Genomic DNA, 21,604 nt, shown 5'->3' on the forward strand with positions numbered 1-21,604 from the left:
CCAGAAGCTGGACTTCTAGAGATTATTTGGTGGTTTGATTTTTAATAGGCTTGTAGCATTTCAGTTTCTGCTTTCGTCTTGGCTAAACTATTTTTATCATTAATTTCGACCTAATGAAAAACGCATATTTACTTTGTTTTATCCTTCTAATTAGTTTTTCGGCCACTGCGCAATCAGGGTTAGGGGTGAAAGGCTATTTTGGTGCTTCGGGAGCTATGGCCAATTGGAACGAAGATCTCGATGGAGCTAGCTCTGTAGATATTGAGAATTTAATGGAGGTGGGCGTTTTGTTTTCGAAAAGTATAAGTGAGAAATTCTCGCTGACTGGAGGCGTGAATTACTCTTTTGCTAAGGTTAAAATTAACAGTTGTCCATTGTGCAACGAGACTGGCCTACCTTATCCTTACAATCAGGATTTTAAAATGCTCTCCATTCCTATCTATGCGGAATACGCCTTAGGAAAGATTTTTTATGCAGCAGCTGGGCCGGTCTTAGATTTCCAGTTATCAGAAGGGAATAATCTCTCCAACCAAAGCGGGGTGGGTTTCTTGCTAGGGCTTGGAGCAAAAGTAAAAACTGAGAAGTTGACTTTCTCTGTATTCCCTAATTACAAAAGGCATAATACGATCCCTTTTGAAAAAGAAGGTAACTATAAGCAAGTCTTACAAGAGCTAGGAGTTCAGCTTGGAGTTGGTTACAACTTTTGATTTGCGGCAAATCAAATTGGTTTCTAAATAATAGCACATAAAAAAAGCATCCCGAATTCGGGATGCTTTTTTTTGTTGAGGTCGAGAGCGGATTCGAACCGCTGTAGAAGGTTTTGCAGACCTCTGCCTAGCCACTCGGCCACTCGACCAATCAGAATTGGAATGCAAATGTAGTTAATATCTTTTCCCCTGCAATAAAGCTTCTAATTATTTTAAATCTTTAAGGTCAAAACAGCATCTTCATTGATTTGAATTCAATAATACATAGCCTTGTATCGTGGGATTTCAATCTAAGTTTACAAACACTGCGAAATAGATTCTATTTATAAAGATTCTAAATTGATTTTTAATCCCAGTTTTCATCTTAAATATCTGTAATACAAGTGTATATGAAATCAAATACTGTTACATCTCACATCTGCCATCCATCAATACAAGTTTGAAAAATAGGCTTCGGGTAGTACCTTTGCAAGGGTTATAAAAAACCGCTTAAACTATTTAATTAGCTATAATATGTTATCTAAACGCTCGTTAGTAGGGGTTCGAATGAATTTCCACACACTGGCAGTGCTGTTTTTCATGCTGATCGGGATTCAGGCTTTTGCCGCGGATCCGGCAGTTGATAGTAGCGATGAAGCAGTAGCAGCAGGAAAGGCTGTATTCAATGCAAATTGTAAAACATGCCACAAGCTAGACCAGAAATTGATTGGTCCAGCCTTGAGGGGTGCTACTGATAGAGCGCCTGTTGATCTGGTAAAAAGCTTTATTAAGAATTCTCAGGCTGTAATTGCCTCTGGAGATTCTTATTACACAGATCTATTTAAAGAGTATAATAATACAGTAATGATCTCTCATGAGTTTTTGAGTGATGCTGACCTGAATAATTTGCTCGCTTACATTGAGTTCGGAGACAAGGTTGATCCTGCCGCAGTCGCTGCTGTAGGTGGAGATGGCGCCGTCGCTTCAGCTGGAGGAGGAATTCCAAACGAATACCTTACTGTTATTCTAGGGGTATTAGTTGTAGTTCTTTTATTGATTTTGGTTGTATTGGGATTAATTATATCCGTATTGACCAAATACCTGACCAAGCAAGATCTCGATGAAGACGACAAAGAGTTTGTTAATCAGAAGACTAACCTAGGCAAGGTGTTCAAGAGTGATATGTTTGTGGTTATTGTGACTGCACTTGTTATTGCTTTAGTAGCCAAGACAGCGTTAGATGGACTTTACTCTGTAGGTATTCAGCAAGGATATGCACCTACACAGCCTATCGCTTATTCCCACGCACTTCACGCCGGTACTTTAGAGATCGAATGTCAATATTGCCATACTGGTGTAGAGATCGGAAAATCAGCGAATATTCCTTCGGCTAACATCTGTATGAACTGTCACACACACGTGCAGAATATACAGGGCAAAGAAGGTGTTTCTCCAGAAATTCAGAAAATCTACGATGCCGTAGATAACAATCAGCCTATCGAGTGGGTACGAGTTCACAACCTTCCTGATTTGGCTTATTTCAATCACTCACAACACGTAATGGTGGGTGAGATTGAGTGTCAGACTTGCCATGGTCCTATCCAGGAAATGGAAGTAGTTGGGCAGCATAGTGCGCTTACTATGGGTTGGTGTATTGACTGTCACAGACAGACCGAGATCACTACCGAAGGCAATGCCTATTATGATAAGTTGGTACAAGTTCACTCTGATTCTAAAGATGCTTTGAAAGTAAAAGACATCGGTGGTTTGGAATGTGCTAAGTGCCACTATTAATTCATTATTCTTTTCGCAAATTCATTCTTATATCATAAAATGAAGGAAAATAAAAAAACGTACTGGAAAGGGCTTGAGCAGCTCAACAACGATCCAGAGTTTGTAAAGAACGCTGACAGGGAATTTGCTGAGCTTCCTTCTACACTCAACGAAGAGGGTAGTGCTACCAGAAGAGATTTTCTTAAAGTAATGGGATTCAGTTTAGCAGCAGCTTCTTTGGCTGCTTGTGAGGCTCCTGTTAGAAAGATGATCCCTTACGTGAATAAGCCGGTTGATATCAACCCATCTATTCCAAACTATTATGCTTCTACTTACGCTACAGCTGGTGATTATGCCTCTATCGTAGTGAAGACAAGAGAAGGTCGTCCTATCAAAATCGACGGTAATGAGCTTTCTCCTATTAATAAAGGAAAAGTAAATGCTATCGTAGAAGGATCTATTCTTTCTCTATATGATAAAGAGAGACTTGCGGGTCCTTATAGTGGTGGCCAACTTTCTGATTGGAAAACAGTAGATGCGCAAGCCAAGTCGGCTTTAGCTTCTGCAGGAACTGTGAAAATCGTAGCTAATACGATTATGTCACCTTCTACTATGAAGGCCATTCAGCAATTAGCTGACGCAAATGGCAACGTGGAAGTGATCATGTATGATCCACTTTCTAATTATGGTATTACCAAGGCTGCGGAGACTTATTATGGCACTGCAGTTCTTCCTTCCTATTCTTTTGACAAAGCAAAAACAATCGTATCCTTCGGAGCTGACTTCTTAGGATCTTGGATTTCTCCAATTGAATTTGCTCGTCAATATGCTCAGACTAGAAAAATAAGCAAGGAGAAACCTGAAATGTCTAGACATTATCAGTTTGAATCTACCTTGTCTCTAGCTGGTGCAAATGCTGATTATAGAACTCCAATCAGAGCTTCTCAAAGCGGTTTGGCAGTTTTAGCTCTTTATAACGCAATCGCGAAGAAAGCAGGAGCAGCTTCAGTTTCAGCTCCAGCAGTTGAAATCGCTCATTTAGAAAAAGCTGCTGCTGACCTTTGGGCTAGCAGAGGAGCTTCTCTAGTAATATCTGGCTCAAATGATCCAAACGTACAAGTTGTAATCAACGCAATCAACGAATTGCTTGGAAGCAACGGTGTAACGGTAGATTTCTCTAATCCAGCTTACTATAGAAAAGGGGATGATGCTAAAATGAATCAGTTTGTAACTGATTTGAATGCAGGAAAAGTAGGAGGAGTTGTATTCTTCAACTGTAACCCTGTCTATGATTTTGCAAGAGGAGCTGAAATCGCTGCTGGTATTGCAAAAGCAAAAGTAAGTATCTCTACCAATGGCACTTTAGATGAGACTTCATCTTTGGTACAAATAGTAGCTCCAGATCATCACTTTCTTGAGTCTTGGAATGATTTTGAACCTAAGAAAGGTCATTTCTCCCTAGCTCAACCAACAATTTCTCCACTTTTTGATACCAGACAAGCTCAAGAATCTTTCTTGGTATGGGCTGGTGATTCTACTACGTATTACGATTTCCTTCAGTCCAACTGGCAGGGTGATGTTTTCACTCAGGTAGAAACTGGTGGAACTTTCCAAGAGTTCTGGGATCAGACATTATTCAATGGTGTATTAGCAATCAACTCAACTTCTGCAGCTTTGGCTCCAGTAGGTGATGTTAGTGTTGCTGCATCTGCAGTTGCCAAAGCATATTCTGCTGACAATACTTCTGCTGAATTGGTGATGTATGCTAAAGTAGGTATCGGTAACGGTATCTATGCAAACGTTCCATGGCTTCAGGAATTGTCAGATCCTATCTCTAAGGCAACTTGGGATAACTACTTGACAGTTTCTCAGAAATGGGCTACTGACAATGGTGTCACCATGTATGAGGGAGAGACAAGCAAAGCTACTATCTCTGTAAATGGCAAATCGTTAATCGTTCCAATCCTTATCCAACCTGGACAAGCAGATGGTACTTTTGGTTTGGCAGTAGGTTATGGTAGAACAAAAGCTGGACGTGTAGCAAATGGAGTAGGTGTAAACGCTTATGACTTGCTAGATGCTTCTAAAGGCTTTGTTAATTTCGATATTACTTCTGGAGTAGAGGTTTCTGCTACTGGAGATTCTTATAGAATTGCCCGCACACAAACACACCAGACTTTCATGGGACGTGAAAACGTAATCCAAGAATCTGTGTTGAGTGAATATCAGAAAGATAATTCTGCAGGCAGATACCATCCACAAGTTTATAAGGATGGTGAGTTTGTAAAACCTTCTAAGATTTCACTTTGGTCAGGACACCAGTATTCCCAACATCACTGGGGATTGGCTATCGATATGAACTCTTGTATCGGTTGCTCTGCATGTTCTGTTGCTTGTCAGGTTGAGAACAACGTGGCAGTCGTAGGTAAGCAGGAAGTATTGAACAGAAGAGAGATGGCATGGATCAGAATTGATCGTTACTATTCTTCTGATGCTCCAGCGGGTGATTTGAGTGCTATGGAAATAGCAGCTAATAATCCTGAGGTTACTTTCCAGCCGATGATGTGTCAGCAGTGTAACAATGCTCCTTGTGAGACTGTTTGTCCTGTTGCTGCAACTACCCACTCTTCTGAGGGGCTTAACCAAATGACATACAACAGATGTATTGGTACAAGATATTGTGCAAACAACTGTCCGTATAAAGTGCGTCGATTCAACTGGTTCAAATACCACGATAACAAAGACTTCGCAGGAGTCAATGTAGCTCAAAACGATGATTTGGGTAAAATGGTCTTGAATCCAGACGTAACCGTTCGTGCACGTGGTGTAATGGAAAAATGCTCCATGTGTGTTCAAAGAATTCAAGCTGGTAAGCTAGAGGCTAAGCGTGAGAAGCGTAAAGTGAAAGATGGAGACATCAATGTAGCTTGTGCTGTGGCTTGTCCTACTGACGCTTTGGTATTCGGAGACATGAATGATTCGAACTCTAAAGTTTCTCAACTTCTTAAAATCAAGGAGAACACTACTTCAGCATTGAAAGAAGTGAATGAGGAAAGAGCATACCATGTATTGGAAGAGATCAACGTGAGTCCAAACGTTTGGTACTTTACCAAAATCAGAAATAAAGACTTAAACGAAGCGTAATCAAAATTTATTAAACTATGCAGGTTACTTCATCCGTTCGCGATCCGTTAGTTACTGGGGGTAAAACCTACCATGACGTGACAAATGATGTGTCGCGCCATGTAGAAGCAAAGCCAAATATCAGATGGTTTCTTGCTTTCCTTACGTCTGTTGGGGTTTTGGCTATTGGATCTATTGCTGTAGTTGCCACCGTTTGGGAAGGCATCGGTATGTGGGGTCTAAACAAAACCGTAGGCTGGGCTTGGGATATTACAAACTTCGTTTGGTGGGTAGGTATCGGTCACGCTGGTACACTTATCTCGGCTGTATTATTACTTTTCAGACAGAAGTGGAGAACATCTATTAACCGTGCTGCGGAAGCGATGACAATCTTCGCGGTTATCTGTGCGGCAATGTTCCCGGTTCTTCACATGGGTCGTCCATGGTTAGGAGCTTATTGGGCACTTCCACTTCCAAACGTTTTTGGATCACTTTGGGTAAACTTTAATTCCCCGCTTCTTTGGGATGTGTTTGCGATATCAACTTACTTCTCTGTATCATTAGTATTCTGGTACATTGGTTTGATTCCTGATTTCGCTACTATTAGAGATAGAGCTACTGGTCTTAGAAAGGTTATTTACGGAGCTCTTTCATTCGGTTGGGATGGCGCTGCAAAATCTTGGAGCAGATACGAATCAGTTTCTTTGATCCTTGCAGGTCTAGCTACACCACTTGTACTTTCTGTACACACGATTGTATCCTTTGATTTTGCAACGTCTGTAATACCAGGATGGCACACGACAATCTTCCCTCCATACTTTGTGGCAGGTGCAATTTTCTCTGGTTTCGCGATGGTATTGACCTTGATGATCGTAACTCGTAAGGTTTACAAACTGGAAGATTACATCACTATTGGCCACATTGAATTGATGAACATTGTAATCATCATCACAGGTTCTATCGTAGGTATTGCTTATATCACTGAGTTTTTCATCGCTTGGTATTCAGGCGTAGAAGCTGAGCAATATGCATTTATCAACCGTGCAACTGGACCTTACTGGTGGGCATACGCATCTATGATGACTTGTAACGTGGTTTCTCCACAGCTTTTCTGGTTCAAGAAAATCCGTACATCCGTCTATGCTACTTTCGCCCTGTCTATCGTAGTGAATATCGGTATGTGGTTTGAAAGATTTGTGATCATCGTTACATCTCTACACAGAGATTACTTGCCATCTTCATGGGCGATGTTCTATCCATCAATTACAGATGTAGGAGTTTACCTATTTACATTTGGATTGTTCTTCACTCTATTCTTCTTGTTTGCCAAATTCTTCCCGGTAATCAACATGGCAGAAGTGAAAGCTGTATTGAAGTCTTCATCTGATAAAGTGAATAAATAATCATGGAAAGAGATACACATTTTGTTACTGGAGTTTATGAAGATGAGGATGTATTACTCGATGCGATTACGCAAGTAAGATCTTCAGGCATCAAAATCCATGAGGTCTATTCACCATATCCTGTTCACGGGATAGATGACTACCTCGGATATAAGAGAAGTAAATTGCCAATTGCGGCATTTTTATTCGGCTTACTTGGGACTTCCCTGGCTTTGACCATGCAGTTCTACATGATGCGATTTGACTGGCCGATGATCATTGGTGGTAAAGACTACGCAGCCTTTCCAGATTTCATCCCAGTTACCTTTGAATTGACTGTTTTACTAGCAGCATTCGGTATGGTAGGCGTGTTTATGGTAAGTACAAATTTGAAGCCTTGGGCTCAGCCTAGAATCTTCGATTTGAGAATTACTGATGATAAGCATGTAATGGCAATTGACATAGCAAATAACTCCGCTGTTGAATTGGCTAAAATTGAAGAGATCTTGAAATCTTCTGGAGCATCAGAGGTTAATAAAAAAAGTTTTGAATAGTAAATCTGGAAAAATGAAGATTGCTAAAACACTAAGTATTTTAGGGATTGCAGTAGCTGGGATTACCCTGGCTAGCTGTAGAGCTGGAGGAGAAAATCAAGGCTTAGAATATGCGCCTCAGATGTATCACTCCGTAGCATACGAGCCTTTGACTCAGATCACGGATTCTGAAACTAAAGGTGATCTTATCTCTACTCGTGAGGATGGAAAAGGTGAATACTATAACAGTAACATCAACAATCCTCATAATATGAATATGAGAGAGCCAGTTGCTAATACTGTTCCTCGTAATAAGCAGGGATATTTGCCTTATAGGTACAAGGCTTTTGAAGTAGAAGAAGCTGGTACTTCGGTTAAAAACCCAATCGAACTTTCGGATGAGGTTTTGACTGATGGAAAGAGATTATTCCAATTGTATTGTACACCATGTCACGGTTCAGGTGGTCAAGGTGACGGTAAAGTAGGAGAGATCATCGGTGGTGTTGCTAACCTGACGGGTGGTGCATATACTGCACTTTCAGAAGGTCATATATACCACGTGATCACTAAAGGAAAAGGAAGAATGGGAGCCCACGGTTCTCAAATCACTCCTGAAAACAGATGGAAAATTGTTCACTACGTGAAGCAAGAACTCCAAGGAGGTCAAAATGCTGATAATGCAGTAGCAGCAGTTGCTGACCAAGATGTTACACAAGTAGAAACTCCAGCTAATTAATTATGGCTCACGACGTACAACACTATAATCTGGATCAAAAATTTGAATTCACCGCAGCGACCAAAAAAGCCGTATTTATGGTTTTGGGTATCGGTGCCGCATTACTGATCCTTGGTATCGTAATGGCGGTGTTTGGCGGTGGTCATCACGAAGCAGCTGAAGCGGAAGGTCATGCATTTCATTGGTATGAGCGTCTATACGCTAACCTTTGGATCAACAACGTGTATTTCACAGGTATTGCTATCATTGGTGTATTCTTCTTTGCTATTCAATATGCCGCTCAGGCAGGATGGTCTACAGCTATCATTAGAGTAATGCTTTCCCTTGGAAACTGGTTGCCAATTGCAGGTGTATTGATGATCGTTACCTTCTTCATTGCAAATCATGACTTATTCCACTGGACTCATGCCTATCTATTCGATAAAGCATCTCCAGAATATGATAAGATCATTGATGGTAAAGGATCTTTCTTCTACTGGCCTATGGCAAAAGGAACATTCCCTGTATTCTATATCTTTAGAATGGTCTTGTTCTTTGGATTCTGGGTGTTCTTTTTCAAGAAATTCCAGAGTTTGACTTATAACGAAGATTTAATTGGTGGCACCTCTTCCTGGTATAAAATCAGAAGCTGGTCAGCTTACTTTTTGATTTTCTTTGCCGTTTCTTCCTCCATCGCTGCATGGGACTGGGTGATGTCAATTGATACACACTGGTTCTCTACCTTGTTTGGATGGTACGTATTCTCTTCTTGGTTCGTAGCAGGTTTGTCTACAATCACTTTGATCACAATCTTCTTGAAGAGCCAAGGCCTTCTAGAAATGGTTAATGAGAATCATGTTCATGACTTGGGTAAGTTCATTTTTGGATTCACTATTTTCTGGGCTTACTTATGGTTCTCTCAGTTTCTGTTGATCTATTATGCCAACATTCCTGAGGAAACGGTTTACTTCATCGAAAGATTGTCTAGCGACATTTATGGTCCATATATCTTTGTGAACTTAGCGATGAACTTTGCTCTTCCTTTCCTGTTATTAATGACAAGAGATTCTAAGAGACATGGAGTATTCTTGAAGTTAGTTTGTGCTTTGATCATTGCTGGTCACTGGGTAGATTTCTTTCTAATGGTTCAGCCTGGTACATTGGGACATAACGGTGGCGTTGGATTTATGGAAGTAGGGATGTTCCTAGTATATGGCGCGGCCTTTACGTTTGTAGTTCTTTCTGGATTGGCAAAAGGGAAATTGATCCCTAAAAACCATCCTATGCTTGAGGAAAGCTATCATCATCACATTTAATAAACAGCCGAAATAATTAAGGTATGTACGGATTTCTGATTGGAGTAGGGGTTCTTTTGATATTTTCCATAATATGGATGGTATATCGAATCCAAACGTTAGTCTCTGTGGTAAAAGGATCTGATAAGAAGATCGCTTCAGGGAGTAATAAGGTAAATGCAATTTTATTTATAGTTTTCTTGGTTGGTACTAGCATCTTGATGTTCTGGTATTCTATCAAAGAATTCCACAACTATCAATTGCCTATTGCATCTGAACACGGTGTAGTTACGGATCGCTTATTTTGGGTTACCATGGCGATTACTGGAGTAGTGTTTTTGATTACTCACGTTTTGCTTTTCATTTTCCCATATAAATATCAGTACAGTGAGAAGCGTAAAGCTTCTTTCTACCCTGACAACAATAAGCTAGAGGTTATCTGGACAATTGTGCCAGGTATCGTGCTTGCAGGTTTGGTGATTTCTGGATGGATGGCTTGGTCAGACATCACTGCACCAGCTCCTGAGAATGCACATACTGTAGAGATAATGGGTTATCAGTTTGCGTGGGAAGTTAGATATCCTGGTAAAGACAATGTATTGGGCGATTATGATTATCGTTTGATCACAGCGACCAACTCACATGGTATTGATTTCACTGATAAGAATGCAATTGATGACTTCCCTTCTCCTGTGGTAGTAATACCAAAGGGTGAGCCGGTTCTCTTCAAAATTAGAGCTAGAGATGTACTTCACTCTGTTTTCTCACCTCATATGAGACTGAAAATGGATGCTGTTCCTGGTATGCCAACTCGTTTCTGGTTTGTGCCTACTAAGACTACAGCAGAGATGAGAATAGAGACTGGAAATCCTGATTTTCAATATGAAATCGCTTGTACAGAAATCTGTGGACGTGGTCACTTCTCTATGAGAAAAATTATCGAAGTAGTAGAGCCGGAAGCTTATCAGAAGTGGTATGCTGAGCAAAAGTCTTTCATCCAAATGAATCCTTCCTTAGCGGCGGGACTTCCTTCTGAGACGAAAGAGGTTGCAGAAATTCAATTAAGCGAAAAGTAACAAACAAAATTATAGATTATGTCTACAGCATCTGTCGCAAATCATGGCGCAGCACACGATCACGGTGATCATGAGCATCATGATAATTTTGTAACAAAATATATATTCTCTCAGGATCACAAAATGATCGCGAAGCAGTACCTGGTGACAGGTATGTTTTGGGCTCTTTTGGGTGGTTTCCTTTCAGTTCTTTTCAGACTTCAATTAGGTTTTCCTGAAATGGACATGTCTTTCCTTCGCCCTATTTTAGGTGGATGGATTGATGAGACTGGTCACTTGGATCCTACATTCTATTTGGCCTTGGTGACAATGCACGGTACCATCATGGTATTCTTTGTGTTGACGGCAGGTTTGAGTGGTACATTCTCCAACTTCCTGATTCCTTTACAAATCGGAGCTAGAGATATGGCTTCTGGATTTATGAATATGCTTTCTTACTGGTTATTTTTCCTTTCCGGTGTGATCATGTTTATCTCCTTATTCCTAAAGACAGGACCTGCTTCAGGTGGTTGGGTGGTTTATCCACCTCTATCTGCATTGGAGCAAGCTATACCCGGATCAGGATTGGGTATGACTCTTTGGTTGGTAGCGATGACCTTCTTTATCGCATCTTCTCTAATGGGAGGTATCAACTACATTACTACGGTTATTAACCTGAGAACAAAAGGGATGTCTTTCTCAAAGCTTCCTTTGACTATCTGGGCATTCTTCCTGACTGCAGTTATCGGTCTTTTGTCATTCCCAGTTTTGTTTGCAGCCGCATTGTTACTTGTATTTGATAGAAGCTTTGGTACATCATTCTACCTTTCTGATATCTATATCGGTGGAGAAGCACTTCCTAACACCGGTGGTAGCCCAGTATTGTACCAGCATTTGTTCTGGTTCTTAGGTCACCCTGAAGTTTACATCGTATTGCTACCTGCATTGGGTATTACCTCTGAAGTAATTGCTACTAACTCTAGAAAGCCAATTTTTGGATACAAGGCGATGATTATCTCCTTGCTTGGTATTACAGTTCTTTCCTTCGTGGTTTGGGCTCACCACATGTTCGTGTCAGGTATGAACCCTTTCTTGGGATCTATCTTCATGTTCTTGACTTTGATCATTGCAGTACCTTCTGCGGTAAAAGTGTTCAACTACCTGACTACACTATGGAGAGGTAACTTGATCTTCACTCCAGCTATGTTGTTCTCGATAGGGCTTGTGTCCTTCTTTATCTCTGGTGGATTGACCGGTATTTTCCTAGGTAGCTCAGCTATTGATATTCAATTGCATGATACATACTTCGTAGTAGCTCACTTTCACTTGGTGATGGGTTCTGCTTCCTTCTTTGGAATGATTGCAGGTGTATACCATTGGTTCCCTAAGATGTTTGGAAGAATGATGGATGCCAAATTGGGATACATTCACTTCTGGATCACTTTCGTAGGTGTTTACATGGTATTCTTCCCAATGCACTACATTGGTATTGCGGGATTCCCAAGAAGATATTACACGTTCACGAACTTTGACTTTACGAATATGTACACGGACTTGAATATGTTCGTGTCTGTAGCTGCTATCATTACTTTCGCTGCTCAGTTCATCTTCTTGTTCAACTTCTTCTACTCTATGTATAAAGGTAGAAAGGCAACATTGAATCCTTGGCAGTCAAATACACTTGAGTGGACTACTCCACTTCATCCAGGTCACGGTAACTGGCCAGGTGAAATACCTTCTGTTTACAGATGGCCATACGATTATTCTAAGCCTGGCGCTGAGGAGGATTTCATTCCTCAGACTGTTCCTCTTTCTGCTACTCCAGAATCTAACCTTCCGCATGAGCAGGAGTTGGTGAAAGTTGAGTTGGAAATTATGAAAGAAGAAGAGGACGTTTTGGTTTCTAATGAAGCAAAGCATTAACAAATCTATAAAGAGCTTTCGCCGTGTGAGTGTGATCACGGTGATAGCTGTTTATGCACTGATTCTTATCGGTGGGATAGTACGTAGTTCCGGTTCTGGAATGGGATGTCCCGATTGGCCGAAATGCTTTGGTAGCTTCATTCCTCCTACAAGTGTGGATCAGCTACCAGTAAATTATCAGGAGATTTATCTCAATAAAAGATTAGCCAAGAACGAACGGTTCGTGGCAACACTTGAAAAATTAGGATTCTCAGAAAAGGCTAAAGAAATAGCTAACGATAAGTCAATTCTTATCGAAGAAGAGTTTAATGCGGTGAAAACTTGGATTGAATATCTGAATCGATTGGCTGGCGTAGTGATAGGGTTATTGATCATTCTTACTGTTTGGAAGTCATTTCCACTTCGTAAGATGGATAAATGGGTTACTATTCTATCTGTTTTCAACCTTATCCTTGTGATTTTCATTGGTTGGATTGGCTCTATTGTAGTTTCTACCAATTTGCTTCACTGGATGATCACATTCCACATGATGCTGGCGTTGTTGCTGGTTTCTCTATTGATCTATGTCTATCATAGATCGGGGAGGTTGATCAAAAGTAGGGGGGTGAAAATGGAAGTGCCTAAAAGGATTGAATTGGTATTATTGGTAGGTACTATCTTAATGCTTATTCAGATAGTTCTAGGCACACAGGTTAGGGAGCAGATTGATATTATCTCTTCTTCTCTTGGAGATATGCTTAGAGATGAATGGGTTGGTCGAATTGGGTTAGATTTCCTTATTCATAGGTCCTTCTCCATAATTCTGCTTGGAATCCATGTTTTGTATTTCTTTTGGGCGTTTAAGTACACGCTAAGAAGATCTCAAGTTGATCTTTGGTCTCAGGTCTTGATGATTCTGATTATACTGGAAATAGCTACAGGAATGGCAATGGCATACTTTGGTATCCCTGCATTTCTTCAGCCTATCCATCTCTTATTAGGTTCTCTTATTATTGGTGTGCAAGTCATTTTGCTACTTGAAATCAGAGAAAACATTCAGTTTCGATTAAATACAAATTGATCATGAGGACAGTTGAAGTAACTGACCATATAAGTAGTTTAGTAGTAAGCAAGATCAAAGCTTACGCTGAGTTGATCAAATTGAGGCTTTCAGCTTTGGTTACCTTCTCAGCAGTATTCGGCTACATACTTGGAGATCGAGGCGTTAGCTTTGGCTGGCCTGGTTTTATTGGGTTGGCGCTTGGCGGATTCCTGATCAGTGGCGCATCCTGTGCTGCAAACGAGATCTTGGAGCGTGATTTGGATAAGCTGATGAAGCGAACCCAAAATCGCCCACTTCCCTTAAAACTTATTTCCCTTCAAGAAGCACTTTGGGTTACATCCATAGTTGCCGTACTTGGTGTAGGATTGCTTTGGTACTTTACTAATCCATTGACCACTTGGTTAGGAGTGTTAAGTATGGTGCTTTATGTATTTGTATATACACCATTGAAGAGAGTCGGTCCTATAGCAGTTTTTGTTGGAGCTATTCCTGGTGCATTGCCTCCGCTTTTGGGCTGGACAGCAGCTACAGGAGCGATTACCCACGAAGCCTTGATTATTTTCGGAATACAATTTATCTGGCAGTTCCCTCATTTCTGGGCTATTGCATGGGTAGGAGACGAAGATTACAAAGCAGCTGGATTCAAACTATTGCCAAGTGGCGGTGGTAAGGATTTAAACACTGCTATTCAAATAATGATTTACACCTTGTTCCTATTACCTCTAGGATTGCTACCAAGCTATTTTGGACTGACAGGAATGACATCGGGTATAGTAGCGACTGTGTGTGGCGTGTTGTTCCTAGCGCAGACCTTCTCCTTGATGAAAGATTGCTCACGCAAATCTGCGTTGAGAATTATGTTTGGTTCCTTTTTGTACCTACCTATCGTACAGATCGCTTACTTATTGGATAAATTACCGTAACGATGGAAAAAGAACTTAAATACGTCGATTTAGTAGATCAGCCTATTGCAATGCACCCTAAGAAGTTTGCGCTATGGCTTTTCTTAGTGACTATAGTGATGATCTTTGCTGCACTTACCAGTGCTTATATAGTAAGACAATCAGAAGGTAACTGGCTAGAATATGATCTACCTACTATTTTCTGGTACACTTCAGGAATTGTCATCGTAAGTAGCATTTGCCTTCAGTATGCTTATTCAGCTGCTAAGAAGGATAATCTAGCTGGACTTAGAATTGGTCTAGGCCTAGCTGTCTTGTTTGGAATTGCTTTCCTTGTTGGTCAGTGGTACAGCTGGGTAGCGTTGGTAGATGAAAATGTGTTCTTCGTAGGTAATCCTTCTGGATCATTTCTCTACGTATTCACAGGATTGCACGCTGTTCACTTGATCAGCGGTGTGATATTTCTGATTATTGTATTAATTTCGACCTTTAGATATAAAGTGCATTCCAAGTCTATGAATACACTTGAAATGGCCACTACGTTCTGGCATTTTCTAGCTGCATTGTGGTTATATCTCTTTATGTTTTTGCTTTTGAATCATTAAAATTAACCAAGTACAAATCAATATCTTATGTCTACGCATTCTACTGCTATAGGAGTAAGCTCGAAAAGAGGCGTCTGGGGAGGTGGTAACGAACCACTCAAAGCCAGTTATGGAAAACTCATGATGTGGTTTTTCCTTCTTTCGGATATCTTTACTTTTGCCGCTTTTTTGATTACTTACCTTTCAATTCGTGTCAGTTATCCCGCTTATGCTGGACCTGCCAAGGAGTTTGTAGGTTCCAATGAATACTGGCCAATTCCTGAATTGGTATTTGATGCTATTCCATTCGTGCATGGTGTTCATGCACCTCTAGTGTTTGTTGGTTTGATGACCTTCATCTTGATTGCAAGTTCTGTTACAATGGTATTGGCTGTAGAGGCTGGTCATAGAAATGACAGAAATGATGTGGTTAAATGGATGCTTTGGACGCTGCTAGGAGGTATTACTTTCTTGGGCTGTCAAGCTTGGGAGTGGAATCACTTTATCCATGGGTCAGAAGCAGGTGCTGTTTTGAACTATATCAATGGCATTAGTCAGAATGTGACTGAAACCGTATTTGGAGCGAATTTGCTTGTCAATGAATATGGTCCGGCTTCATTTGCCAACCTATTCTTTTTCATTACCGGATTTCATGGTTTCCACGTAACTATCGGAGTCGTCCTTCTTTTCATGGTGTTTTATCAAGCAGCAGTAGGAGTTTACGATCGAAGAGGTCACTACGAAATGGTAGAGAAAGTCGGTTTATACTGGCACTTTGTTGACCTAGTATGGGTCTTTGTATTTACTTTATTCTACCTGATCTAAGCTATAACTATTAGAATTATGGATATTCAAGAAAATAAATCAACTCTTAACGTTGTTCCTAGGAACGATGATAAGATTAAGAAAATCTGGAAAACAGCTTTGATTTTGCTTGCTATTACGGCTGCAGAATTTGTGATGGCTTTTACAATGCCTAGAGGGATTATCCTTTATGTTTTGTTCATGGCTTTGACAATATGGAAAGCAAAATATATCATGATGGAATTCATGCACCTTGGTGACGAGGTTAAGCCTTTGATCTATTCCATTCTTGTTCCTATCGCATTTTTATTCTGGCTTATAATAGTGCTTATTAAAGAAGGCTCAGATATATTTTCACTGCGCTGGTTTTAATCAGAATTTCTATAGATGTATTAAAAAGAAGGTTGAAGTGGGACACTTTGACCTTCTTTTTTGTTAGCTAATTATTATGAGAAGTATAAGAATATTGCAAGGATTTGTATTGGTATGTATCCTTTTGGTGCCCATTTTGATTTTCCTGTTTCTTAAAGGCTTTGGAACCAATAATTACGACATACCTGTCTTTTTTGAAAAGGGGGTTGATAACCCTTTTAGAGAATGCCCTATCGCTGATACTACTCAGCATTATATTCCAGAATTTTCCTTCACCAATCAGGAGGGCGAGATAGTGGGAAGAACAGATATGGAAGGAAAGATCACCATAGTAGACTTTTTCTTTACCTCATGTCCAAGTATCTGCCCTAAGATGTCTTCTGAAATGGAGCGTGTGAATGATATGTTCCGTGAGTATGATCAAGTTCAGATCATGTCCATCAGTATAGACCCAACCTTTGATACCCCTGAAATTCTAAAAGAATATGCTGAAGAGCATCATGCGGAAGCGGGTAAGTGGAATTTCCTTACTGGTGGAGTCCAAGAAACTTATGATCTAGCCAAGTGTGGCTTTATTATTCCTAGTGTGGATGGCTTGGGAGTTCCGGATGATTTTGTCCATAGTGATAAGTTTGTGCTAGTGGACGAATTGGGACGAATCAGAGGTTATTACAGTGGAACATCTCGTGAGGATGTGGATTTATTGATGTTGGAGACTAAAGTACTATTACATGCAAGCGAAGAAGAATAGTTTGTTAGAAAACGAGGGTAAAGTGAAAGGGTGGATTATCGCCATTTCCGTAATTATCCCAGTAGCTGTGGCAGTGCTTATATTTATGCCAGCTAAACTTGACTTAGGTGCAGATTGGGTTTATTTTCTACCTCACTTGAATGCAGTGATGAATACTGCAGCAACTCTTGCTCTGATAGCTGGATTCTTATTTATCAAAAATGGAAATATCCCATATCACCGTGCTTCAATGACTGTAGCATTTGGTTTGGGTGCGATATTTCTGGTGTCCTATGTGATATATCATGCTGCAGCAGAAAGCACATCATTTGGAGGCGAGGGGATGGTTCGTAGCTTCTATTATTTCTTCCTGCTTACCCATATCGTCTTGGCTGCAGTTGCACTTTTCCCAATTCTGTTTGCGTATTACTACGGATATACAGATCAGCGTGTGAAGCACAGAAAAGTTGTTAAATTTGCATTTCCGATCTGGCTTTATGTGACCGTCACTGGTGTGATAGTTTACTTGATGATCAGTCCTTATTATGTCCATTGAAAACCTACTTTCTTCTTAAATCGTAAGAAAGAATACGAAATCCAGCCCTCCTGAGGCAGACAAGTTCGGGGTAGGGTCTGTGGACAAAAGAAATTAACTAGGTTAACCTATGAAAAAAGCACTCAAAATAGGATTCTTTACATTCGTCGCTTTTCTATTTCATACTGCAAGCTTTGCTCAGTGTGCCATGTGTCGAGCATCTGTAGAAAACAATGTAAGCAATGGAGATACCAGCATTGGAGCTGGATTGAATCTTGGAATTATGTACCTTTTTGTGATGCCATACCTAATAGCGATGGTGTTGGGCTTTTTCTGGTACCGAAATGCTAAAAAAAGGAAGGCTAAATTAGCCTTGCATTAAATGAATAGAGGAGCAAAGTTTGATCAAGGACTTTGCTTTTTTTATTTTACATCTAAATGAAGCATGATTCCCGCCGCCTGATCATCTTGATCAGTATTTTCTCTCTTCTTGCCGTATTGATCCTTAATTTCTTTTTCTTCCAGAAAAATGAACAGGATACTTATTTGCAAGCTTTGCAGGATCGTGTTCAAGCTGTTGATAAGGAATTTGATGAGGATTTCATTCAAATTCTCATGGATATCAGACCTGATGACAGTTTAAGTTTTGGTCAAATTAGTACACCTATTCATCGACATCCTTTTTTTATTCTTAGTCCAGAAAAAGACCTGTTGTATTGGTCAGATTTTACGCTAACACTGGATTTCTCTCAAGTAGATCTCTTGAAGGAGTATCAATTGCTAGAAGACCCTTATGGTACGCTTCTACTAAAGACTCGAAAAGTCAAAAGAAATGGTGCTGAATATGTCATGCTTCATGTACTTCGTTTGATTTGGCCGGGAAATATTGAAAACAACTACCTGATCACTGGAGCAAATCCATCCATCTTTGGGAATGGTCGATTCGAGCTTTTTACCAATCCTGATGAAGCCACATCCATAGTTAAGAACCCTGCTGGCATACCTCTTTTTGGGATCAATTTCTTGTTTGGTTACAGTCCGGCGGGCAGGGTGGTAAATCCTGCAATCTTGATTTTTTTTACTTCAGTCTTTCTGCTTTACTTTATTTTAAGCTCTGATTTTGTGTTGAGCAAGTGGAAGTCTGGGAGAAGATGGCAGGCAATCGGGTACGCAATTTTTGTCCTTGGAGCATTTAGAATGATGATGCTATTGCTCGATTTTCCAGGGAACTACCTCAATTTGGCATTGTTCGATGTAGCTAATTATGCATCATCGTGGTTTAACCCGAGTTTGGGAGATTTATTGATCAATACGCTCTGTGCAGTTTTGATTTTAGCTATGGTGATCTACCAGCTAGCATCAAAGACGATGCATGAAAAGATTAAAGTACTCAAAACTCCTAATGAGTTTCATGTCTTTTTTATTTTCTCATTACTAGTGAGCTCGGGTTGTGTGTACATGGTATGGTCTCTACCCCGGGATTTGATTATCAATTCACAGTGGGCATTAGATATCAGTTCCATTCCCCAATTTGATTTATTCAAAGGGATTAGCTTTTTCATGCTTTTCCTTTGGGGTGCTATTTACGTTTTACTTTCGCTGACACTTTTAAGTTTGCTTTTAGAGATCAATCAGCGCAAGCAAGAGTATTATAAATGGATAGCGATAATTGGCATTCCTGTCGCGGGCTTATTATTCTTTTTTACCATCTGGGGAGCAGTTGTTTGGCTGATTCACCTCGCGTTTTTGGTCACTATCATTCGTTTGGAGCTATTCAAAAATGCATTTAAACTCGGTTTAGATACATTCCTAACGTTCTTCTTTGCCTGTCTGGTGACAGCGACTATCGCGGGGATAAGCATTTTTCAGACGGAGAAAGGTGAATTAATTCAATCTAAAACTCGATTTGCAAATCAAAATCTCATCGAAAATGATGTGATGACTGAGTTTTTCTTAGGAGAAATTTTCACACGTATCAAGAATGATTTATTCATTCAAAATAGAATAGCTGATCCACTTTTCTCTAAAGAACCTATAGCAACTAAAATACGGCGGATTTATCTGGATAATTACTTTGATCAGTTTGAAGTTCAGCTCCGTATTTTCAATACTGCAGGGCAGCAAATACAAGGGGCAGGAGCAGACGAGAGCCTCAAGGAGATGCGATTGGAATTTATCAAAAGCGATTATGCTACTAGTGTAAAGGATCTGTATTTTATACGTGGTAATGAGTCTAACAGTGGAAATCGTTTTATCGCTTTTGTTCCGATGAGCAAAGAAGGTTCATCCCTAGGAACAATCTTTCTTGAACTTCGACAGCTACGTGTACAGCCGACAAGTGTATATCCTAAATTGCTTTTGGATAAGAAGTACAACGACAAGCTAGATCCTGTCCTTTATGATTATGCTATTTTCAAAGAAGGGGAGTTCATAAGAAACTCAGGTTCATTTAATTACATGAGCAAGGGGTTTGAACGAGTTTTGACACGAAATGCTTTGTTGATTGAGGGAGTTCATCAAAACGGATATCATCATTTTGGAATAAAAAATGGAGAAGAGCTGATTATAGTTTCTTCAAGAAATGTCCCTCTAGCTCATTTCTTTGGTAATATTTCGTTGTTTTTTGTGCTTTTCGTGATCATGACCTTTTTGACCATCTTGATCAACACCTTGTTTACAGGAGTGAGGAATTTTGAGTTCAATTATTCTACTAAGCTTCAACTTTACCTCAATTTCGCTTTCTTCTTCCCGATTATTATTATCAGTATCATCACTATAGGATTATTGGCAAATAGCTATCGCGAGGATTTAGACCGTCAGTATATACAAAAAGCAGCTTTGATCAGAGGGAATTTGGGGAGCTTTCTGAATAACCAAAAACCTGCTGATGTGGACAGCGATGAGCTTAATGAAGAGGTGAATGAGCTCGCCAATACAACCGCAAGTGATATTCACCTGTACAATGTGTCGGGCAAGCTAGAGTCTACTAACCGTCCCAATATTTTTGACAAGAAAATACTGGCTCCACTCATCAATCCAAAAGCAATAGCCGAAATCGAGGAAATGGGGCAAAGTCAGTATCTGGCGGAAGAGCAAATTGGAAAGCTACGGTATAAGGCAGTTTATCTTTCTATTCCTGCTACGGCTAGCCAAGAGAATTTAGGGATTTTGGCTGTGCCCTTTTTTGAATCAGAAACAGAATTGAATACGCTGATCGCAGATGTGTTGAGTAATATCTTCAATGCCTTTGTTGTGATTTTCATTCTGTTCTTATTCGTTTCCTACTTTGTTTCGACCAATCTTACTTTTCCCTTTAAGTTGCTTACGCAAAAGCTAAAAGCTACTAATTTGGAGAATAACGAGCCTATGTATTGGGGTTCTAAAGATGAAATTGGCTTGTTGGTTAATGAATACAACAACATGCTTTTCAAACTGGAAAATTCTAAGAAAGTGCTTGCCTCTACAGAGAAAGAATCTGCCTGGCGTGAGATGGCGAAGCAAGTTGCCCATGAGATCAAGAATCCATTGACTCCGATGAAGCTTACTTTGCAGCACTTGATTCGCCTTCAAGAAGCGGGTAGGTTAGATGATGCGGAAAAGCTAAAAAGATCATTGGAAACGTTGATTCACCAAGTGGATGCACTAAGTGGTATTGCGTCATCTTTTTCCACTTTTGCCAAAATGCCTCTACCGAATAATGAATTGATGAATTTCAAATCAGTGCTGAATCAGGTCCTAGAGCTATTTAGTGGTGATCAGCAGGTTGAATTGATTTTTCAGGACGATTCCTTTACACAGCATATCCCAATTATGGGAGATGATAAGCTTTTCGGAAGAGTAATATCCAATTTGGTTATTAATGGTATTCAAGCTGTGGAACCGGGTGTGAAACCTGTTATTAGAATTTGGCTTTGGATGACCGATCAGGCTGTTTTCCTTGAAATCACAGACAACGGAAAAGGGATTTCTGAGGACTTGAAGGATAAGATTTTCATTCCTAATTTCTCCACCAAGTCTACAGGGTCTGGTTTAGGATTGGCTATCGCAAAAAGTGGAGTAGAGACAGCTGGCGGCAAAATCTGGTTTGAAACTGAGCTTGGGAAAGGAACCACATTCTATCTCACCTTTCCATTGATGGGTTAATTCATCT

General features: G+C 40.1%; 18 protein-coding genes and 1 tRNA gene. 18 read left to right on the forward strand and 1 reads right to left on the reverse strand.

The features are described 5' to 3' along the window. Positions 1–113: 113 nt before the first annotated feature. A complete protein-coding gene (locus tag BM291_RS20655) occupies positions 114–707 on the forward strand; it encodes a porin family protein (protein ID WP_092901485.1) in 594 nt (197 codons plus the stop codon). A gap of 78 nt (positions 708–785) precedes the next feature. Here the strand turns inward: BM291_RS20655 and BM291_RS20660 are convergent. Next, positions 786–856: transfer RNA gene (locus tag BM291_RS20660), tRNA-Cys, on the reverse strand. 364 nt (positions 857–1,220) lie between these two features. Here BM291_RS20660 and BM291_RS20665 point away from each other — a divergent pair. From BM291_RS20665 to BM291_RS20745, 17 genes are all read left to right on the forward strand, one after another. Continuing rightward, a complete protein-coding gene (locus tag BM291_RS20665; protein ID WP_092901488.1) occupies positions 1,221–2,480 on the forward strand; it encodes a c-type cytochrome in 1,260 nt (419 codons plus the stop codon). Positions 2,481–2,519: 39 nt separating this feature from the next. After that, complete coding sequence (locus tag BM291_RS20670; RefSeq protein WP_092901492.1) at positions 2,520–5,603, forward strand: TAT-variant-translocated molybdopterin oxidoreductase; 3,084 nt, start codon at positions 2,520–2,522, stop codon at positions 5,601–5,603. Between the two features lie 17 nt (positions 5,604–5,620). Beyond that, positions 5,621–6,985, forward strand: coding sequence for an NrfD/PsrC family molybdoenzyme membrane anchor subunit (nrfD, locus tag BM291_RS20675; protein WP_092901495.1), 1,365 nt, complete (start codon positions 5,621–5,623; stop codon positions 6,983–6,985). Between the two features lie 2 nt (positions 6,986–6,987). Further along, positions 6,988–7,518 carry a DUF3341 domain-containing protein gene (locus BM291_RS20680; RefSeq protein WP_092901498.1) on the forward strand — a complete coding sequence of 177 codons (531 nt, stop codon included), beginning with the start codon at positions 6,988–6,990 and terminating at the stop codon, positions 7,516–7,518. A gap of 13 nt (positions 7,519–7,531) precedes the next feature. Further along, complete coding sequence (locus BM291_RS20685; protein WP_092901502.1) at positions 7,532–8,233, forward strand: c-type cytochrome; 702 nt, start codon at positions 7,532–7,534, stop codon at positions 8,231–8,233. 2 nt (positions 8,234–8,235) lie between these two features. Beyond that, positions 8,236–9,528, forward strand: a complete 1,293-nt coding sequence (locus BM291_RS20690; RefSeq protein ID WP_092901505.1) for a quinol:cytochrome C oxidoreductase — start codon at positions 8,236–8,238, stop codon at positions 9,526–9,528. A 23-nt stretch (positions 9,529–9,551) separates the two neighbouring features. Beyond that, on the forward strand, positions 9,552–10,583 hold the full coding sequence (locus BM291_RS20695; RefSeq protein WP_092901508.1) for a cytochrome c oxidase subunit II: 1,032 nt from the start codon (positions 9,552–9,554) through the stop codon (positions 10,581–10,583). 18 nt (positions 10,584–10,601) lie between these two features. Continuing rightward, on the forward strand, positions 10,602–12,485 hold the full coding sequence (locus tag BM291_RS20700) for a cytochrome c oxidase subunit I (RefSeq protein WP_092901511.1): 1,884 nt from the start codon (positions 10,602–10,604) through the stop codon (positions 12,483–12,485). Beyond that, positions 12,469–13,545, forward strand: a complete 1,077-nt coding sequence (locus BM291_RS20705) for a COX15/CtaA family protein (RefSeq protein ID WP_092901514.1) — start codon at positions 12,469–12,471, stop codon at positions 13,543–13,545. Before BM291_RS20700 ends, BM291_RS20705 begins: the two co-directional genes overlap by 17 nt. Before the next feature lie 2 nt (positions 13,546–13,547). Further along, a complete protein-coding gene (gene cyoE / locus BM291_RS20710) occupies positions 13,548–14,450 on the forward strand; it encodes a heme o synthase (RefSeq protein WP_092901517.1) in 903 nt (300 codons plus the stop codon). A gap of 2 nt (positions 14,451–14,452) precedes the next feature. After that, the gene (locus BM291_RS20715; protein ID WP_092901520.1) at positions 14,453–15,034 is read left to right on the forward strand and encodes a cytochrome c oxidase subunit 3; all 582 of its coding nucleotides are present in this window, start codon (positions 14,453–14,455) and stop codon (positions 15,032–15,034) included. A gap of 27 nt (positions 15,035–15,061) precedes the next feature. Continuing rightward, a complete protein-coding gene (locus tag BM291_RS20720; protein ID WP_092901523.1) occupies positions 15,062–15,838 on the forward strand; it encodes a cytochrome c oxidase subunit 3 in 777 nt (258 codons plus the stop codon). Between the two features lie 18 nt (positions 15,839–15,856). After that, positions 15,857–16,189, forward strand: a complete 333-nt coding sequence (locus BM291_RS20725) for a cytochrome C oxidase subunit IV family protein (protein ID WP_092901526.1) — start codon at positions 15,857–15,859, stop codon at positions 16,187–16,189. Between the two features lie 76 nt (positions 16,190–16,265). Next, complete coding sequence (locus tag BM291_RS20730; RefSeq protein WP_092901529.1) at positions 16,266–16,940, forward strand: SCO family protein; 675 nt, start codon at positions 16,266–16,268, stop codon at positions 16,938–16,940. After that, on the forward strand, positions 16,921–17,475 hold the full coding sequence (locus tag BM291_RS20735; RefSeq protein ID WP_092901532.1) for a DUF420 domain-containing protein: 555 nt from the start codon (positions 16,921–16,923) through the stop codon (positions 17,473–17,475). The genes BM291_RS20730 and BM291_RS20735 overlap by 20 nt, the downstream gene beginning before the upstream one ends. A gap of 109 nt (positions 17,476–17,584) precedes the next feature. Continuing rightward, entirely contained in the window at positions 17,585–17,836 is a 252-nt protein-coding gene (locus BM291_RS20740; RefSeq protein WP_092901535.1) for a hypothetical protein, read from the forward strand. Positions 17,837–17,892: 56 nt separating this feature from the next. Next, positions 17,893–21,597: a sensor histidine kinase gene (locus BM291_RS20745; protein ID WP_092901538.1), complete on the forward strand. Its 3,705-nt coding sequence runs from the start codon at positions 17,893–17,895 to the stop codon at positions 21,595–21,597. The last annotated feature ends 7 nt before the right edge of the window (positions 21,598–21,604 follow it).

The sequence above is a fragment of the Algoriphagus aquimarinus genome, assembly GCF_900112005.1.
Classification (GTDB): domain Bacteria; phylum Bacteroidota; class Bacteroidia; order Cytophagales; family Cyclobacteriaceae; genus Algoriphagus; species Algoriphagus aquimarinus.

Bases quoted from the DNA above. Each gene is read 5' to 3' on its own strand.
- BM291_RS20725 (WP_092901526.1), top strand. From the start codon at position 15,857: ATGGATATTCAAGAAAATAAATCAACTCTTAACGTTGTTCCTAGGAAC.
- nrfD (WP_092901495.1), top strand. From the start codon at position 5,621: ATGCAGGTTACTTCATCCGTTCGCGATCCGTTAGTTACTGGGGGTAAA.
- BM291_RS20700 (WP_092901511.1), top strand. From the start codon at position 10,602: ATGTCTACAGCATCTGTCGCAAATCATGGCGCAGCACACGATCACGGT.
- BM291_RS20665 (WP_092901488.1), top strand. From the start codon at position 1,221: ATGTTATCTAAACGCTCGTTAGTAGGGGTTCGAATGAATTTCCACACA.
- BM291_RS20685 (WP_092901502.1), top strand. From the start codon at position 7,532: ATGAAGATTGCTAAAACACTAAGTATTTTAGGGATTGCAGTAGCTGGG.
- BM291_RS20740 (WP_092901535.1), top strand. From the start codon at position 17,585: ATGAAAAAAGCACTCAAAATAGGATTCTTTACATTCGTCGCTTTTCTA.
- BM291_RS20670 (WP_092901492.1), top strand. From the start codon at position 2,520: ATGAAGGAAAATAAAAAAACGTACTGGAAAGGGCTTGAGCAGCTCAAC.
- BM291_RS20745 (WP_092901538.1), top strand. From the start codon at position 17,893: ATGAAGCATGATTCCCGCCGCCTGATCATCTTGATCAGTATTTTCTCT.
- BM291_RS20695 (WP_092901508.1), top strand. From the start codon at position 9,552: ATGTACGGATTTCTGATTGGAGTAGGGGTTCTTTTGATATTTTCCATA.
- BM291_RS20715 (WP_092901520.1), top strand. From the start codon at position 14,453: ATGGAAAAAGAACTTAAATACGTCGATTTAGTAGATCAGCCTATTGCA.
- BM291_RS20720 (WP_092901523.1), top strand. From the start codon at position 15,062: ATGTCTACGCATTCTACTGCTATAGGAGTAAGCTCGAAAAGAGGCGTC.
- BM291_RS20655 (WP_092901485.1), top strand. From the start codon at position 114: ATGAAAAACGCATATTTACTTTGTTTTATCCTTCTAATTAGTTTTTCG.
- BM291_RS20680 (WP_092901498.1), top strand. From the start codon at position 6,988: ATGGAAAGAGATACACATTTTGTTACTGGAGTTTATGAAGATGAGGAT.
- BM291_RS20705 (WP_092901514.1), top strand. From the start codon at position 12,469: ATGAAGCAAAGCATTAACAAATCTATAAAGAGCTTTCGCCGTGTGAGT.
- BM291_RS20730 (WP_092901529.1), top strand. From the start codon at position 16,266: ATGAGAAGTATAAGAATATTGCAAGGATTTGTATTGGTATGTATCCTT.
- BM291_RS20735 (WP_092901532.1), top strand. From the start codon at position 16,921: ATGCAAGCGAAGAAGAATAGTTTGTTAGAAAACGAGGGTAAAGTGAAA.
- BM291_RS20690 (WP_092901505.1), top strand. From the start codon at position 8,236: ATGGCTCACGACGTACAACACTATAATCTGGATCAAAAATTTGAATTC.
- cyoE (WP_092901517.1), top strand. From the start codon at position 13,548: ATGAGGACAGTTGAAGTAACTGACCATATAAGTAGTTTAGTAGTAAGC.